We start from the raw sequence: 14,740 nt of genomic DNA on the forward strand, positions 1-14,740 counted from the left end.
GCAGGCGCGCATGATCGAACGGTTCCCAAGATGACGACCACCAGCGACACCACCACCGAAGCGGCGCCGAGCAGCGCCCCCCTGTTCTACACCCGTCCGGTGCCGCTGCAGGCCGATGTGCATGCCGATCTGCGCATCCTGCCGGGCAGGCTCGAGTTTGCCGCCGGCAACAACGCCATTCCGCTGGTGCTGGGCGAGTTCTCGCTGGCCCTGCACCACTTCCCGATCCTGTTCGCCGGCCCGACCGCCGTGCCGATGGCCGCCGTCGGTGTTTCCGACCAGAACCTGTTCATCAAGGACGGCCTGTGGGAAGACGAGGCCTATATCCCGGCCTACCTGCGTCGCCACCCCTTCATCTTCATCGACACCGGTGCGGACAACGATTTCCTGCTGGGCATCGACGAAGAGAGCTCGCGCGTGGTCAAGGGCGGTGACGAAGGTCAGCCGCTGTTCGTCGACGGCAAGGCCACCGACATGGTGCAGCAGGCGTTGGAGTTCTGCGGCCAGTACACCCGCGAGCACGAACAGACCCAGGCCTTCTCCAAGGCACTGATCGACAACGGCCTGCTGGTCGAGCGCAACGCCACCGTCCGCACTCCGGATGGCCGCGAGTTCAATCTCAACGGCTTCCTGGTGGTGGACGTCGAGAAGTTCGTGGCGCTGCCGGAAGCGACCGTGGTCGAGTGGCACCGCAGCGGCTGGCTGGCGCTGATCCACCAGCACCTGATGTCGCTGGGTCGCTTCAATGACCTGACCCGTCGCCAGGTCGAGCGCCTGGCGGCCTGATCAGGCCGATGGTGCGGCTTCCGCCTTGCGGGAACCGTGCCACTGCTGCAATCCCCGCAGCAGTCGCCGCGCTTCGACCCAGTCAGGCGCGGCCCTATGCCCCAGTTCCCACAGGTCGGCCGCTGTGCCGGCCTGATCCGTTGCCCGGCACATCTGCAGCGTTCCCTGCAGCCGGTGTGCATGATGGCGCAGTGTCGAGGCATCGGCGTCCTGCACGGCCTGCTCAATCCTGGCCAGCTCATGGGCAATGTCCGCAGCGTAATCCGGCGCGGCGCCAGGGGTGTCGTCGGGCGCAGTGCCGTGCGCCGAGGGCGGCAGGTCCAGCGCCTGCAGCAGGCTCGCAACCTGCAGCGGCTTGACCAGGATGGCGTCGAAGCCGGCCCTTCGGCAGCGTGCCGCGTGCCGGCGCCCCATGCGGGCGGACAGGGCAATCACTCGCAGAGGTGCCTGTGCCTGCGCGCGCAGCTGCTGCGCCAGTGCATAGCCATCCGAGCCGCGAAGCCCGATATCCAGTACGACCGTGCCGCGCGGTCGTAGCGCTTGCTCGGCCAATGCGGCGTCGGCATCGGCAACCGCGCGTACGTCGGCGCCCAGCCGACGCAGTTGCTCTGCGACGACATGCCGGCTGAGTGCATGATCTTCGACAAGGAGCAGGTCGACGCCGGTCAGTGGCGTCTGCTGCAGTGGCTCGATGGGCGGCTGATCGCCGTGAACGGCGCGGACCGGCAATCGCAGGGTGAAACGGCTGCCGCGCCCATGCACGCTGTGTGCGGTCAGGTTGCCGCCCATGGCAACGGCCAGTTCGTGCGCAATCGTCAGGCCAAGCCCGCTGCCGCCACGTCTCTGGCCATCCTCGTTCTGCTGGAATGGTCGGAACAGAAGCGCCAGTTGATCGGGTGCGATGCCGATGCCGCTGTCGATCACATCCAGCAACAGCTCCCGGGGAGACAGGGCGGGTTGTAGTTGCAGGCGCACCTCGATACCGCCGACATCGGTGAATTTCAATGCATTGCCCAGCAGGTTGTCGACAATCTGGCGCAGTCCATCAGCATCGAGCACAACCACCGGCGCTGGATCGGGCGCGCGATCCAACTGGAGTGACAGCCCTCTCCGCAGTGCCTCCGGCCGGATTGCTTCCAGTGCACGGGCACAGAGTTGGCCGACGTCGCAGGGCGTGGGATGCGGCCTGAAGCTGCCGCTGGCAAGGCGCGAGAACGCCAGCGAGCGATCGAGCAGCCTGCGCAGCGAGTGGCCGGCGGCAAGGGCAGCCGCGAGCAGTTCACGCTGCCCCTTGGGCAGGTGTGACTGGCTCAGCAGGTCGATCGAAGCCAGTACTGTCTGCGCGGAATTGCGCACTTCATGGCTGATCATTCCCGCCGCGCGCCCGAGGCGTTGTTCCGCGCGGCCGATTCGCCAGCGTAACGCCTGCCAGAGCACGGGCAGGCCGATGAGTGCCGCGGCCAGACACAGCAGCCAGAGCTGGAGCGGGGGGCGCACCCGGTCCAGTGCGCTCTCGATGGATGTGGGCAGCATCTGCTGCGCCCACAACTCCAGCAGGCCTGCGTGCTCTTCGAGGGTGATGGCGCGCAGCGCCTGATCGATGCGCGCCAGCAGCTGCTGGTCCTCCCGGCGGACAAGCAGGTGCAGATCGGTAGAGAATCCGCTGTCGAACGGGTGCAATTGCAGGTTTCCCGTGAAATGCTGCCGGATCATCGAGTGCAGCGTTGCTTCCAGGCCGATCGCAGCATCGGCGTTGCCGCTTTCAACAGCGGCCAGGGCCGCATGGCGGTCGGGGAGATGCAGGAGGCGGATCCGGGGGTGGTGGATCGTCAGCCAGTCGGCATAGGGACCGCCTTCAACTACAGCCAGCACCTGCGCTCTCACGCCGGTAATGTCACGGGGCGGGTGCTCGCCTTTACGCACAGCCAATACCGTCTTGCCGCCATGGAAGGCGCCGGAGGCCCTCAGGTCGGGACAGGGAAGCGGGTGATGCGAGGGGCTGCCCATGACCAGCACCAGGTCGGCCTCGTCCCGGCAGACGGCAGCGACCGCTGCGCTCGTGCTGGGGTAGTTGAGATCGCGGAAGCGCAGGCCGGAATGCCGAGCCACAAGCCTGGCATAGCCATGGGCGAGGGTGGGCAGTGCGCTTGAATCCGCCAGCGTTGGGGGGAGCGGTCGCAATGATGGCGCGGTGGCAACCCGCACTTCGCGGCCGGCGGACCATCTCCGCAACTGTGCATCCTCGGCCGATGCAGCCGGCAGCAGGATCAGGGCCAGCAACAACGTGCACGACGTGCGCAGACGGAGGCGAACGCGCCGCCTCATTGGAGCTCCAGCTGCTGCCGCAGTGCATAGATCTCCACGTCATTACGCAACCCGAGCTTGCGCAGGGCGGCGACCTTCTGGGTGCTGACCGTCTTGACGCTGCGGTGGCGGCGCAGCGCGATCTCCGAGACAGTCAGGCCGGCCAGGAGTAGGTCCAGCACTTCGCGTTCATTGCGGCTGAGTTCCTCGCGGCACGCCGGGAACAGGCAATCAGCAGGGAGGCGGCACAGCCCCTGCGAGATGCGCACGATGGCATCAGACAGCATCTCCAGGGGCTCGGACTTGCTGACTACGCCGGAGATGCCGCTCGCCAGCAGGTGGTCGATGCGGGTGGTTGGCGTCAGCGTGGCGAAGGCGAGCAGGGGAATATGTGGAAAGCACTCGCGCAGCAGGGGAACCAGCTCATCACTGCTGCGGTCGCCAGGCGCCAGGGTGAGATCGATGATGGCGACATCCACTGCCAACTGGCGCAGGCTGCCGATGAGCTCATCGCTGCGGGTGTGGCTGGCGACAATGCTGAAGCGGACGTCGCGGGACAGGTGCAGGACGGTGCCGCGGCGGACGATTTCGTGATCGTCCAGGAGTGCCAGCCGCAGTCGGCGCGGTGCAGGATATCCATTCATGCGCAGGGAGGTGATCGGCGCCCGCAGGGCGTGGCGATCATTCTGGCGCCGCTATCGCGTCGAGCATCGAACTTGTTGGAATTTTGCGATTATTCCTAAGAATCGATGCGTAAAGCCCATCAATTCAATGCCGCCGATTGATGAGGTGGATCGTCAGTACCCAATCAAGCGCTTCGGGGTACTTCGCTCGCGCTGCGCAGGTCGCGGGCCATTTCGCTGGTCGCAGCCCATCCGAGATCCGCATACAGTGGTTTCCCTTGGGTGGTAGCGTGCAGCACCGCGTAGGCCACCGCTCGTCCGGCGAATGCATGGTCGGCCAGTTTCATCAGTTGGCGGGCGATGCCGCGACGCCGATAGCCGGGCTCCACGTAGACATTGAGTACGTAGCCGCGCGTGTCCTGCTCTGGATGGGCGGGGTGGGGCGGCCAGTCGATCAGCATCAGGCCAATGCCTGCGATGGGTTGTCCATTGTCGGAAAGGACATGGCCGAAGTAGTCGCCTGACACCAGGCGCGGTTCGAGCCAGGTACGGAACGGGGCCGCCATCTGCTGAAGGATCTCTTCGCTCCGGCCGCTTTCACGGAACATCGCTTCTCGGTGAGCGCAGATGAGGTCGAGGTCGCACGGAAGGATCTGCCGGACTTCGAATCCATTCCAGGAGGTTGTGATGGCATCGTCCGCGGGGCTGTTCATCGATCGTGTATCCGTTCCGGCCTTGCTGGCCTGCCCAGCATCGTATCTGCAGGGCGCGTCGCGAGTGCACCACGTTGCAATGATTGATGATCGACTGATGCTCCAGGATGATCGACCCGGGCAGAAGGTGCCGCGTCATCGCACCGATTGCGGCACCCGCCTCAGCTTGCGGGTGTCGTAACCCATGGCCGCAATCCGCTCGACCGCCTGCTGGTAGTCACTGTCCGACACCTGCGGGGTGCGGGCCATGTACCAGACGTAATCGCGCTTGCTTCGTGCCACGATGGTCTGGCGGTAGCTTTCATCGAGCCAGGCGATCACGTACTCAGCCTGGATCGGCCAGATGAACTGCATGCCCCAGACCGCGCCGTTGCCTTCCTTCTCGACACGGCCGATGGGGTGCATGGACTTCTGTGGCGCTTCGAAGCTGCCTTTGCGGTACGTGAAGGTGGTCTGGATGCGTCCATCGGGGCGCAGGGCATAGCTCTCCACGGCGTCGAAGGCTTCGCGCTCAGGGCGCGACGGGATATGCGCGATCACGTACCAGTCGCCCATGAAGCGCGGCACATCCACCGACGGTGGACGCGGCAACGGGCGGGTGTCGCTGGAACTGCAGCCGGAACCGAACAGGCCGACCGCGATCAGGGGAAGCAGCGGAAACATGCGCATCGGGCACCTCAGCGGGGTCGGAACAGATAGTGGGCCACCAGCCACTGCTGGCCGTCGTCGTAGCCGAACAGCTCGGCGCATGCCATCCAGAACATCCGCCAGCGCTGCCACCAGACCTTCGCTGCAACCTGGCCATAGGTGGCGATCAACACCGGCATCACCTGCTCGCGGGCTGCATCCTGGTTTGCCAGCCAGTGGTCGGCCGTGCGCTGGTAATGGGTGCCGTCCAGTAACCACCGTTGCTTCAGGCGCAGGTCGCGCTGGAAATGCAGCAGTGTGTCGGCTGCCGGCATCAGTCCGCCGGTAAAGAAGTGGCGACCCATCCAGTTGTCGCCGCCGTCTGTCTCGAACGGATACATCAGTGTGCGATGGGCGAAGATGTGCACGAACAGTGCACCGTCTGGTTTCAGCCACCGTGCGATGGCTGCCAGCAGGCGCTGGTAGTTGCGTACGTGCTCGAACATCTCCACCGAGACACAGCGGTCGAACCGGGCCGTCGGCAGGTCAAGCTGGTTGACGTCGCGGGTCATCACCTCGACGTTGCCCAGGCCGCGCGCCTGGCACTGCGCCATGATGTACTGGCGTTGGCTGTGCGAGTTGGAGACGGCGGTGATATGCGCCTGCGGGTAACGTTCGGCCATCCACAGGGTCAATGAGCCCCAGCCGCAGCCCAGCTCAAGTATCTGCTGGCCATCGGCCAGTCCGGCGCGCTGGCCGTACAGTTCCAGCATGGCGTCCTCGGCCTGGTCCAGCGTTTCGCGCCCGGTGGCGTAGTAGCAGCTGCTGTACTTCAGCCGCTTGCCCAGGCAGGCCTGGAAGAATGCCGCGGGAACTTCGTAGTGCTGGCGGTTGGCCGCTTCGGTATGCAGCGCGAGTGGGCTGTCGGCCAGCTCGGTGATGCGCTGGCTGAAGCGTGCCGATTGGCCTTCGATGCCGCCTTCGCTTTCCTCATGCAGGCGTTGCGCGCACAAGCGGCGGATGCCCGCACGCAGCGCCGCATCGGGCACCAGCCCACGTTCGGCCCAGGCGATCAGCCCGGTTTCCGCATCTTCGGCCGGATTCAGTGACGGGATCGCGCTCATGCGGAGTGCTCCTTGGAAGAACGGGGGAACCAGGGAAAGAACATCGATGTAGTGCGCTGGTAGGCGCGGTAGTCGTCGCCGCGGCTGCGCAGCGCTTGCTTTTCAGTGAAGGGAATGCCGCTGAGATAGCGCAGGAACACGTACATCAGCAGCGGGTCGGCCCAGGCCAGCCACCACAGTGGCGAGCCGACCGCGAGCAGGACGTAGCTGAACCAGTGCAGCCACTCGAAGAAGTAGTTGGGGTGGCGGGAGTAGCGCCACAGCCCCTCGCGGCAGGTTCGGCCGTTGTTCGCCGGGTCGGCGCGGAAGCGGGCCAACTGGTGGTCGGCCAGGCTCTCGCCGCCGACGCTCAGCAGCCAGACAAGTGCGGCGGCCACGATCCACAACGTCGTGCTTGTCTGCGGACTGGCCGCCACCGCGACGAAGGGCAGGGCGAACAGCACGACCAGCAGCGCCTGGGCCATGAAGAAGCCGAAGATCTTGCCTTGATGCCCTTGCCAGTGCTCGCGCAGATAACGGTAGCGGCCGTCTTCCTGTTCGTGGCGGACCCGGCGCCACAGGTGAAAAGCGAGTCGACTGCCCCACAGGCCACCGAGCATGCCGAGCGCCATCCGTGGCGCCGCCGCACCATCGCCGAGCCACGCCAGCAACAGGGCTGACGCGCCCACGCCCTTGGCCCAGAGCACATCGACCACGCCGATGTTGTGATGGCGGCGCTGCCAGGCCCAACCCCAGCTCATCACCAGTACGGCATACAGCAGGACCCACAACAGATTGATCATGACGGTGCTCCTGCCAGGGGCGGCGGGAAGGTGCGGGAGCCGCGACGAGCGGCCATGCACAGCAGCGAAAGCGCGATGCTCCAGCCCACACCCAGCACCAGCAGGCCCTGCCACAGCGGCGCAGTGAAACGCACCGCCTCGAAACCGCGCGCTGCGGAGAGATACGCCAGCGGGGCCAGCAACAGGCCAAACAGGGCTGGCAGGGCAGGGTGGCGCAGCAGGAAGCGCATCGAAGTGGTCAGCGTCATCGCAAACGCGGCCCACAACGCCATGATCCAAAGGGGCGGAGCCCAGCCCAGCGGGGCAGCAGCGTAGCGCACGGCGCCGCTGGCGGCGGCACTGGCGTCGACCAGCCACGCGCAGGCCAGCGCCAGCAGCATCAGCCGAAGGTCCAGTCGCGGCTGCGGTGAAGTGAGCAGCTGGCTGCCGATATAGATCGTTGCGGCCAGCAGCGCCGGCCACTGCCAGCCTCGCCCTGCGCCGGCCACGGCACACAGCCAGACCAGCTGGTTGCCAAGCAGATTGGTCCAGAACCGGCGCATGTCAGCGGCTGTCGCCCGCAGCGAGGACGGGCCGGTGGTCCGGACGGGCCAGCAGCAGATGCGAGACGCCGATCGAACGTTCCAGGAAGCCGCCCTCGCAATAGGCCAGATAGAACTCCCACAACCGGCAGAAGCGCGCATCAAAGCCCTGCGCCTGCACCGCAGGCAGCTGGGCCAGGAAGCGCTGGCGCCAGGCGCGCAGGGTCAGTGCGTAGGAGTGGCCGAAGTCCTGCTGGGCGATCAGCTGCAGGTCGCTGGATCGGGTCTTGGCGGCCATGATCGCGTTGATCGATGGGATGAAGCTGCCCGGAAATACATAGCGCTTGATGTAGTCGACGCTGCGCCGGGCCTGTTCGTAGCGATGGTCCTCGATGGTGATTGCCTGCAGCAGGGCAACGCCATCCGGCTTGAGCAGGCGTTGCAGCGTAGCCATGTAGGTGTCCAGGTACTCGGCGCCGATCGCTTCGATCATCTCGATCGAGACCAGCTTGTCGAACTGGCCCTGCAGGTCGCGGTAGTCCTGCATCAGCAGCGTGACCTGATCCTGCAGGCCCGCCGCCTCTACGCGCTGGGCGGCCAGCGCATGCTGTTCCGCGGAGATGGTGGTGGTGGTCACATGGCAGCCATAGTGCTGGGCGGCGTGTACCGCGAAACCGCCCCAGCCGGTGCCGATCTCCACCACGCGGTCGCCTGGCTTGAGCTGCAGCTGCTGGCAGATGCGGTCCAGCTTGCGCCGCGAGGCGGATTCCAATGGCTCGGATTCGCTGTCGAACATCGCTGACGAGTACATCAGGTCCGGCGACAGGAACAGGGCAAAGAAGTCGTTGCCCAGGTCATAGTGCGCGGCGATATTGCGGCGGCTGCCTTCACGGCTGTTGCGGCGCAGGCGGTTCCAGACCCGCAGCATCCCCCCACCCAAGCGGGCCGGGCCACGCTCCATGCCGTCGAGCAGATCGCGATTGCGCACCAGCAGCCGGATCAGTGCCACCAGATCATCGCAGTGCCACTCGCCCTGGATGTAGCTTTCACCTGCGCCCACACTGCCTTGCGCAGCAACCTTGCGATAGAACGCCGGGTCATCGATGGTGACGGTGACATGCAGTTCACCACGGGCATCGCCCAGCCAGACTTCGCCGAGTGCATCGCGCACGCACAGCCGACCGTCGCGCATCGGGGCCAGCTGGGCCAGCAGGCGGCGGCGCAGGAACGCGTCCAAGGCGCCGGGGCGTGGCAGGGCAACCCAGGGAGTCATCGAGTTCATCGCGGTTTCTCGGCAAGAGTGGGGTGGTCGTGCACCGGGTTGCGTTTCAACCACAGCCGCAGTGCGTGCCAGTGAATGGCGGCCACCACCTGGGTGGTCATCAGGGGATAGCAGGCCAGGACCCGGGCCAGCCCGCGGCCATCCAAGGCACGCCGCTGCATGGCCTGGGTGGCATCAAACTGGCGCACGCCGTCCCGCCAGACCTGCATGTGCACGCGCAGGTCCTGGTCGGGGTGGTTGAATCGCCAGTCGTAGCCGCAGTCCATCGGCATGAACGGCGAGACATGGAAGCACTTGTCGAACTGCCAACGCAGTGAGCTGCCTTCGTGCGTGGCGGTGGCGACCGGCAGCACATAGGCGTGCCGTTCCTTCCAGGGCGTGTTGGTGATCTCGGCGACAATGCAGTCCAGCGTGCTGCCGTCGGCCTGGTAGCAGTAGTAGAAACTGACCGGGTTGAACACGTGCCCGGCAAAGCGAAGATGGGTGAGCAGGCGCACCGGGCCGGTCGGCCGGTAGCCAAGCGTGTGGGCAGCGTGATCGCGGATGGCATCGGCCAGTGGCCGTGCGGGATCGCCGAAGTAGTCGCTGCGGCGGAACTCGGCCAGGTTGCGGCGATTGACCGACCACAACCAGCGCCCGGTGAACACCGTATCGAGTTCGTCCAGATCGAGCAGCAGCTGGGCGATGGGGTAACGGAAGGCATGCGGGTGCGGATGATGCCGGCGATGCATCACCTGCCCGATGTAGAGCGCGCTGGCACTCATGCCGCCACCTCATCCGCGGCGGATGCCAGCCGATGTGGAGCGCAGGCCTGCAGGGCATCGACCACGCGGCGGGCGCTGCGGATGCCATCCTCATGGAAGCCCCATCCCCAATAGGCGCCTGCGAACCACGTATGGCGACGGCCCTGCAGTTCCGCCCAGCGCTGTTGCGCGCGCACTGCGGCATGGTCGTGCACCGGGTGGGCGTAGCGCAGCGTACGCAGTACTTTGGCCGGATCGATTGCCTCGCTGCGGTTGAGGGTAACCACCAGGGGCGTATCGCCGGGCAGGCCCTGCAGCAGGTTCATGCAGTAGCTGACCGTGCAGGGCGCGGCGCGATCCTCTGGCACGTGCGCGTTCCATGCCGCCCATGCCTTGCGGTTGCGCGGCAGCAATGACGCATCGGTGTGAAGCACCGCTTCATTGGTTTGATAGCGGATGGCGCCGAGCACGCCGCGCTCGATGGGGTCGGCGTCGCGTAGCAGCGCCAGGGCCTGGTCGCTGTGGCAGGCCAGGATGACCTCATCGAAGCCTTCCGCGCCGGCCGCGCTGTGCACGCGTGCACCCCAGGGCATGCGTTCGACCATCCTGACCGGGCATTGCAGCCGCTCATGCACCCGCCAGCGGCGGCGCAGCGCATCCACGTAGCGCGCCGATCCCCCGCTGACCACCCGCCAGCTCGGGCGCCCGGTCATCTGCAGCATCTGGTGATTGGCCATGAACTGGGCCAAGTAGCGCGCCGGGAAGTCCTGCACGGTGGCGGTCGGTGAGGACCACAGTGCCGAGGCCATCGGCAGCAGGTGCTCGTCGATGAAGGCCTCGCCATAGCGCTGGCTGCGCAGGTACTCGCCGAGCGTGGGGCCGTCTTCCTCGGCCAGCAGCAACGGCGCATCCCGATAGAACCGGCGCAGGTCGGCCAGCATGCCCCAGAATCGAGGTGACACCAGGTTGCGGCGCTGGCAGAACAGGCCATCCAGCGAGGTGGCGTTGTACTCCACGCCGCTGCGCTCGCTGTGCATCGAGAAGCTCATCGTGGTCGGCTGCGAAGCCACACCCAGCTCGTCGAAGAGCGCGGTCAGCAGCGGATAGTGCTGGGGATTGAACACGATGAACCCGGTATCCACCGCCATGCGTGTCCCATCCACCTGGACGTCGTGCGTGTGGGTATGGCCACCGAGGTAGTCGTTGGCCTCGAACAGTGTGACGTCGTGCTGGCCATCGAGCCACCAGGCACTGGCCAGCCCCGCGATACCCGAGCCGATGACGGCGATGCGCATGTCAGTACCTCGCCTTGGCCAGGACCCACTCGGGGATGGGCTTGAGACCTTTGACCAGGCCCAGGGCCGCCATCGCGCGCAGTCCGTACCAGGTCAAATCCACTTCCCACCAGCGGAAGCCCTGGCGGACAGTGCCGGGGAAGAAGTGGTGGTTGTTGTGCCAGCCTTCGCCGAAGGTGAGCAGCGCCAGCCAGAGGTTGTTGCGGCTGTCATCGCGTGTGTCGAAGCGGCGGCGGCCGAATCGATGCGCCAGCGAATTGATGGTGACCGTGGCATGGAACAGCACGATGGTGGAGATGAAGAAGCCCCACACCAGCAGCTGTGGGCCGGAGGTGTGCAGGCCCGGTGCCCAGCGCTCCAACCCGGCGCCCAATGCATACAGCGCTGCGGCCAGCAGTACCGGTACGGCCGTATCGAAACGGTCCAGCCAGCGCAGTTCGGGGAAGCGCGCCAGGTCCGGTACCCGTGACAGATCGGTGGCGAACGCCTCGCGGGTCAGGAACCAACCCATGTGGCTGCGCCAGAAGCCGCCCTCGCGTGGCGAGTGCGGATCCAGCGGCTGGTCGGCATGCCGATGGTGATGGCGATGATGGGCGGCCCACCAAAGCGGCCCACGCTGCACGCTGGAGGCGCCGATGACAGCGAACACGAACTGCACCGGCCGCGATGCCTGGAAGGTCCGGTGCGAGAAATAGCGGTGATAGAACGCCGTGATGGCAAACATGCGCACCGCATAGAGCACTGCGGCGACGATCACCGCTGTCCATGAGATTCCGACCCAGAGCACAGCGATGCAGGCCAGGTGCATCAGTGCAAATGGCACGGCGCGCAACCAGTCGATGCGGCCGGGCTGTTCGCCGGTGGTCTCTGCGACGTTGCCGGTGTCGATCCAGCGCTGCAGCGTACGCAGCAGGCGCGAGCGTCGACGGGGGAGGGGCGCTACAGAGGCCATTGGGGGATCTCGGCGGGTGTCGTGTCTACCTGTACGCAGCAGCGCGTGCAATGGATGCGCTGCGACGCGAAGAATCTCGACTTCACCTGGGCGTCACGGCGCAGCGGTCGACCAGAGGACGCGTCCAGGCCTGCTGCCATTCCGCGGCAGTCTGCTCGGCAGCTGGCGAGCTGAAGCGCACCGTCACCTGCGGGTAGCTGCCGCGGGCATCGCGCAGGTTGCTGGTGCCGCGGAATTCCAGCAGGCGGCGGTCGGTGCTGGCATAGACCAGTGACAGACGCGGGGCGATGCCGCCGTACCAGGTGTCCAGACTGACGTCGATCGACTGGCCATCAATACCCTGCCAACGTACCGGACCGATGCGCCGCACCTGCACCGGGAAGTAGCGCTGCCGCCCCGGCACCAGAAAGGGCAGACTGATGCGTTCGCCGCGCAGCAGCGCCGGCCAGTGCAGGCGCACCGCAGCGTCGAACCCTGCATCGATCACCGCGTCCGGCGGCAGTTCAAGCCGGCGCTGATGCGGCTGGCTGGCGGCATCTTCCTTCCAGGCAATCGACACCGAGTCGCCAGTGGCGTCGACTTCGGCGGTCTGGCCGCTGCGGCGGTCCTGCAGCGAATAGCTCCGTGCCTGCGGGCGGGCGCTGGCGGGCAGATGCTTGCGGGCGAAGGGCTGGCCATCCGGGCACTGGTACAGCACCCAGCGTTCGGCACCCTCCGTTGCCTCGCGCCGCCAGTGCACTTCACGGTAGAGGATGTCGCCCTGCGCGGAGGTGGCCACACCCTCACTTCGCAGCCAGGGCGCCGCCAGCGCGGCATGGGGCAGGCACAGCAGCAGCCAGGCAGTGCGCATGGTGTTCATCCGGAAGGGTAGGTCTCTCAGGTCATACGGTGGGGGCGCCCGGTTGGATGCGCAGTGCCGACTGCATCCAATGGCTGCCCCTGCACGTACAGAGGACAGACCTTCACCCGCCCGCCGCGAACGCAGATGTACCCTGACGCCGCCAGCACACTCCTCAACTTCGATAGCGCACGCACCGTGTCCAGTTCCCAGCAGCCGAGCAGCGAGCCGACGAACTGGGCCGGTGACATGGACGGCGTGGCGCGGCTGCGCGACCGCGAGTGTTTCATGCGGATCTACGACTACTTCATGCCGCGGCTGTGCGTGTACCTGCGCGGCCTGGGCGCACCCGATGCCGTAGCCGAGGAGCTGGCGCAGGAATGCCTGTTGCGCCTATGGCTGCGGGCCGCCGATTTCGATCCGGCACAGGGGGCGCTGAGTACGTGGTTGTATCGCATCGCCCGCAACCTGCATATCGATCGAGTGCGCCGTGAGCGCAGCTGGATGCAGGTGCAGGCGGCGGTGGAGGACGCGGCGACGCTGGATGTGATCGAGCGCAGCAGCGCCGAGCAGTTCGCCGACCAGGCGCGTCTGCGCCAGCGCATCAACGAGCTGCCTGCGGTGCAGGCGCGGCTGGTGCGGATGTCCTATTTCGAGGCCAAGAGCCACAGCGAGATCGCCGAAGCGCTGGGCATGCCGCTGGGGACGGTCAAATCACACCTGCGCCGTGCCTTCCTGCAACTGCAGGCGAAAGTGGGAGGTGCGCTGTGAATCCACACCATCACCTGCACGAATCCACGCTGATGAGCTATGCCGCCGGTGCGCTGCCGGCGCCGTTGAGCATCGTGGCGGGTGCCCATCTGGAGCAGTGCCCGCATTGCCGTCAGCGCCTGCGCGATGCTGAGGCGATCGGTTCGGTACTGCTGGAGCAGACCCAGCCGCCTGCAACCGACACGCGGCGCGAACAGTTGCGCGAGGCCATGCTGATGCAGCTGGCCACGGAAACCCCGACGGCCATGGCGGAATCCCTGCGCCCTATGCCGAAGGAGCGGCCCGAGGCCGATCCCGATCATCTGCCGGTGTCACTGCATCCCTACTTTGGCACCTCGCTGGGTGACCTGCGCTGGCGTTGGATGGCGCCGGGGGTGCACTGCATCCGGGCCGAGCAGATGCCCTCGCTGATCATGCTGAAGATCGCCCCCGGCAAGTGCCTGCCCATGCACAGCCATGGCCGCAGCGAGCTGACCCAGATCCTGCGCGGTTCCTACAACGACGCGCTGGGGCTGTTCGCGCCGGGTGACGTGGCGGATCTGGACGAGGAGGTGGAGCACCAGCCGGTGACCGCGCCGGGTGTGCCGTGCATCTGCGTGTCTGCGTTGGATGCGCCGTTGGTGTTCAGCGGTTGGCTGGCGCGGAAGATCCAGCGTTTCGTGAAACTCTGAGGCGGGTGCGATGATGGTCGGGACAGGTGCACTACGGATTCTGTTGACCGGTGCCGCAGGCCTGGTCGGGCAGGGTGTGGTGCTGGCCTGCCAGCGCTCACCGCAGGTCTCCCGCCTGACCGCGCTGGTCCGCCACCCAAGCAGTCTGAGCGGCACCGGCAGCGAACTGATTGTCCCGGACTTTCTGCGTATCCAGGAGCGGGTGGAGGAGCTTGCCGGGTTCGATGCATGCCTCTACTGCGCCGGAGCGCCACCGGTCGGCACCGCCGAGGCCGAGTACCGACGCGTTACCGTGGACACCACGCTGGCGGTGGCCCGTGCCTGGGCGGCCGCGAATCCCGAGGGATGCTTTCTGTATGTATCCGGTGCGGGTGCAGACCCTCAGAGCCGGCTGATGCCGCTGAGGGTCAAGGGCGAGACCGAAGTTGCTTTGCAGGCCCTGCCGATGCGCTCGGTGATGCTGCGCCCGGGTGGCGTCAGGCCGGTCGCGGGAACCGGCACCCGTCATGCCCTGTTGAAGCCCTTGTACTGGGGCGGCGCGCCGTTGATGAAGCTGGCCGGTGCGATTGCGCCTTCGTTGATGACCAGCAATCTGGCCCTGGGCCAGGCGATTATTGCGCTGGCCGGCAGGGAGCATCCGCCGGCCACGGTGGAGTGCGCAGACATCAACCGGATCGCCGCTGGCATGCGTGATCCGGCGTCCTGACC

Annotated in this window: 16 protein-coding genes; 4 read left to right on the forward strand and 12 right to left on the reverse strand. The window is 66.4% G+C overall.

Annotation, left to right across the window (positions count from 1 at the left end; genetic code table 11):
• Nucleotides 1-30: 30 nt before the first annotated feature.
• Nucleotides 31-786 (forward strand): SapC family protein, encoded by a 756-nt coding sequence (locus ACZK33_RS11630; protein ID WP_279911945.1) that lies wholly within the window; start codon nucleotides 31-33, stop codon nucleotides 784-786.
• On the opposite strand, the gene ACZK33_RS11635 is transcribed toward ACZK33_RS11630, so the two are convergent.
• From ACZK33_RS11635 to ACZK33_RS11690, 12 genes are all read right to left on the reverse strand, one after another.
• Nucleotides 787-3,111 carry an ATP-binding protein gene (locus tag ACZK33_RS11635; RefSeq protein ID WP_423174101.1) on the reverse strand — a complete coding sequence of 775 codons (2,325 nt, stop codon included), beginning with the start codon at nucleotides 3,109-3,111 and terminating at the stop codon, nucleotides 787-789.
• Nucleotides 3,108-3,734 carry a LuxR C-terminal-related transcriptional regulator gene (locus ACZK33_RS11640; RefSeq protein ID WP_121503237.1) on the reverse strand — a complete coding sequence of 209 codons (627 nt, stop codon included), beginning with the start codon at nucleotides 3,732-3,734 and terminating at the stop codon, nucleotides 3,108-3,110. Before ACZK33_RS11640 ends, ACZK33_RS11635 begins: the two co-directional genes overlap by 4 nt.
• 164 nt (nucleotides 3,735-3,898) lie before the next feature.
• On the reverse strand, nucleotides 3,899-4,426 hold the full coding sequence (locus tag ACZK33_RS11645; RefSeq protein ID WP_032127338.1) for a GNAT family N-acetyltransferase: 528 nt from the start codon (nucleotides 4,424-4,426) through the stop codon (nucleotides 3,899-3,901).
• Nucleotides 4,427-4,561: 135 nt separating this feature from the next.
• Nucleotides 4,562-5,095, reverse strand: a complete 534-nt coding sequence (locus ACZK33_RS11650; RefSeq protein WP_049421983.1) for a lipocalin family protein — start codon at nucleotides 5,093-5,095, stop codon at nucleotides 4,562-4,564.
• An 8-nt stretch (nucleotides 5,096-5,103) separates the two neighbouring features.
• Nucleotides 5,104-6,177, reverse strand: a complete 1,074-nt coding sequence (locus ACZK33_RS11655; RefSeq protein ID WP_423174102.1) for an SAM-dependent methyltransferase — start codon at nucleotides 6,175-6,177, stop codon at nucleotides 5,104-5,106.
• Nucleotides 6,174-6,959: a DUF1295 domain-containing protein gene (locus ACZK33_RS11660; protein WP_423174103.1), complete on the reverse strand. Its 786-nt coding sequence runs from the start codon at nucleotides 6,957-6,959 to the stop codon at nucleotides 6,174-6,176. Before ACZK33_RS11660 ends, ACZK33_RS11655 begins: the two co-directional genes overlap by 4 nt.
• Nucleotides 6,956-7,501 carry a DUF2878 domain-containing protein gene (locus ACZK33_RS11665; protein WP_329913531.1) on the reverse strand — a complete coding sequence of 182 codons (546 nt, stop codon included), beginning with the start codon at nucleotides 7,499-7,501 and terminating at the stop codon, nucleotides 6,956-6,958. The genes ACZK33_RS11660 and ACZK33_RS11665 overlap by 4 nt, the downstream gene beginning before the upstream one ends.
• Nucleotide 7,502: 1 nt before the next feature.
• The gene (locus tag ACZK33_RS11670; protein WP_423174104.1) at nucleotides 7,503-8,762 is read right to left on the reverse strand and encodes an SAM-dependent methyltransferase; all 1,260 of its coding nucleotides are present in this window, start codon (nucleotides 8,760-8,762) and stop codon (nucleotides 7,503-7,505) included.
• Nucleotides 8,759-9,526, reverse strand: a complete 768-nt coding sequence (locus ACZK33_RS11675) for a DUF1365 domain-containing protein (RefSeq protein ID WP_423174105.1) — start codon at nucleotides 9,524-9,526, stop codon at nucleotides 8,759-8,761. The genes ACZK33_RS11670 and ACZK33_RS11675 overlap by 4 nt, the downstream gene beginning before the upstream one ends.
• Entirely contained in the window at nucleotides 9,523-10,800 is a 1,278-nt protein-coding gene (locus ACZK33_RS11680; protein ID WP_423174106.1) for an NAD(P)/FAD-dependent oxidoreductase, read from the reverse strand. Before ACZK33_RS11680 ends, ACZK33_RS11675 begins: the two co-directional genes overlap by 4 nt.
• Nucleotide 10,801: 1 nt before the next feature.
• The gene (locus tag ACZK33_RS11685) at nucleotides 10,802-11,752 is read right to left on the reverse strand and encodes an acyl-CoA desaturase (protein ID WP_032127330.1); all 951 of its coding nucleotides are present in this window, start codon (nucleotides 11,750-11,752) and stop codon (nucleotides 10,802-10,804) included.
• Between the two features lie 82 nt (nucleotides 11,753-11,834).
• On the reverse strand, nucleotides 11,835-12,602 hold the full coding sequence (locus ACZK33_RS11690; protein WP_277778751.1) for a hypothetical protein: 768 nt from the start codon (nucleotides 12,600-12,602) through the stop codon (nucleotides 11,835-11,837).
• Between the two features lie 135 nt (nucleotides 12,603-12,737).
• Between ACZK33_RS11690 and ACZK33_RS11695 the strand changes: the two genes are divergently transcribed.
• Genes ACZK33_RS11695 through ACZK33_RS11705 form a run of 3 tightly spaced genes read left to right on the forward strand, consistent with a single transcriptional unit; the run spans nucleotide 12,738 to nucleotide 14,738 of the window.
• Nucleotides 12,738-13,361, forward strand: a complete 624-nt coding sequence (locus ACZK33_RS11695; RefSeq protein WP_071227405.1) for a sigma-70 family RNA polymerase sigma factor — start codon at nucleotides 12,738-12,740, stop codon at nucleotides 13,359-13,361.
• Nucleotides 13,358-14,032, forward strand: a complete 675-nt coding sequence (locus ACZK33_RS11700; RefSeq protein ID WP_071227404.1) for a ChrR family anti-sigma-E factor — start codon at nucleotides 13,358-13,360, stop codon at nucleotides 14,030-14,032. The genes ACZK33_RS11695 and ACZK33_RS11700 overlap by 4 nt, the downstream gene beginning before the upstream one ends.
• A 13-nt stretch (nucleotides 14,033-14,045) precedes the next feature.
• Nucleotides 14,046-14,738 (forward strand): Rossmann-fold NAD(P)-binding domain-containing protein, encoded by a 693-nt coding sequence (locus tag ACZK33_RS11705; protein ID WP_478455085.1) that lies wholly within the window; start codon nucleotides 14,046-14,048, stop codon nucleotides 14,736-14,738.
• Nucleotides 14,739-14,740 lie beyond the last annotated feature (2 nt).

The sequence above is a fragment of the Stenotrophomonas sp. 86156_Sma genome, assembly GCF_056481625.1.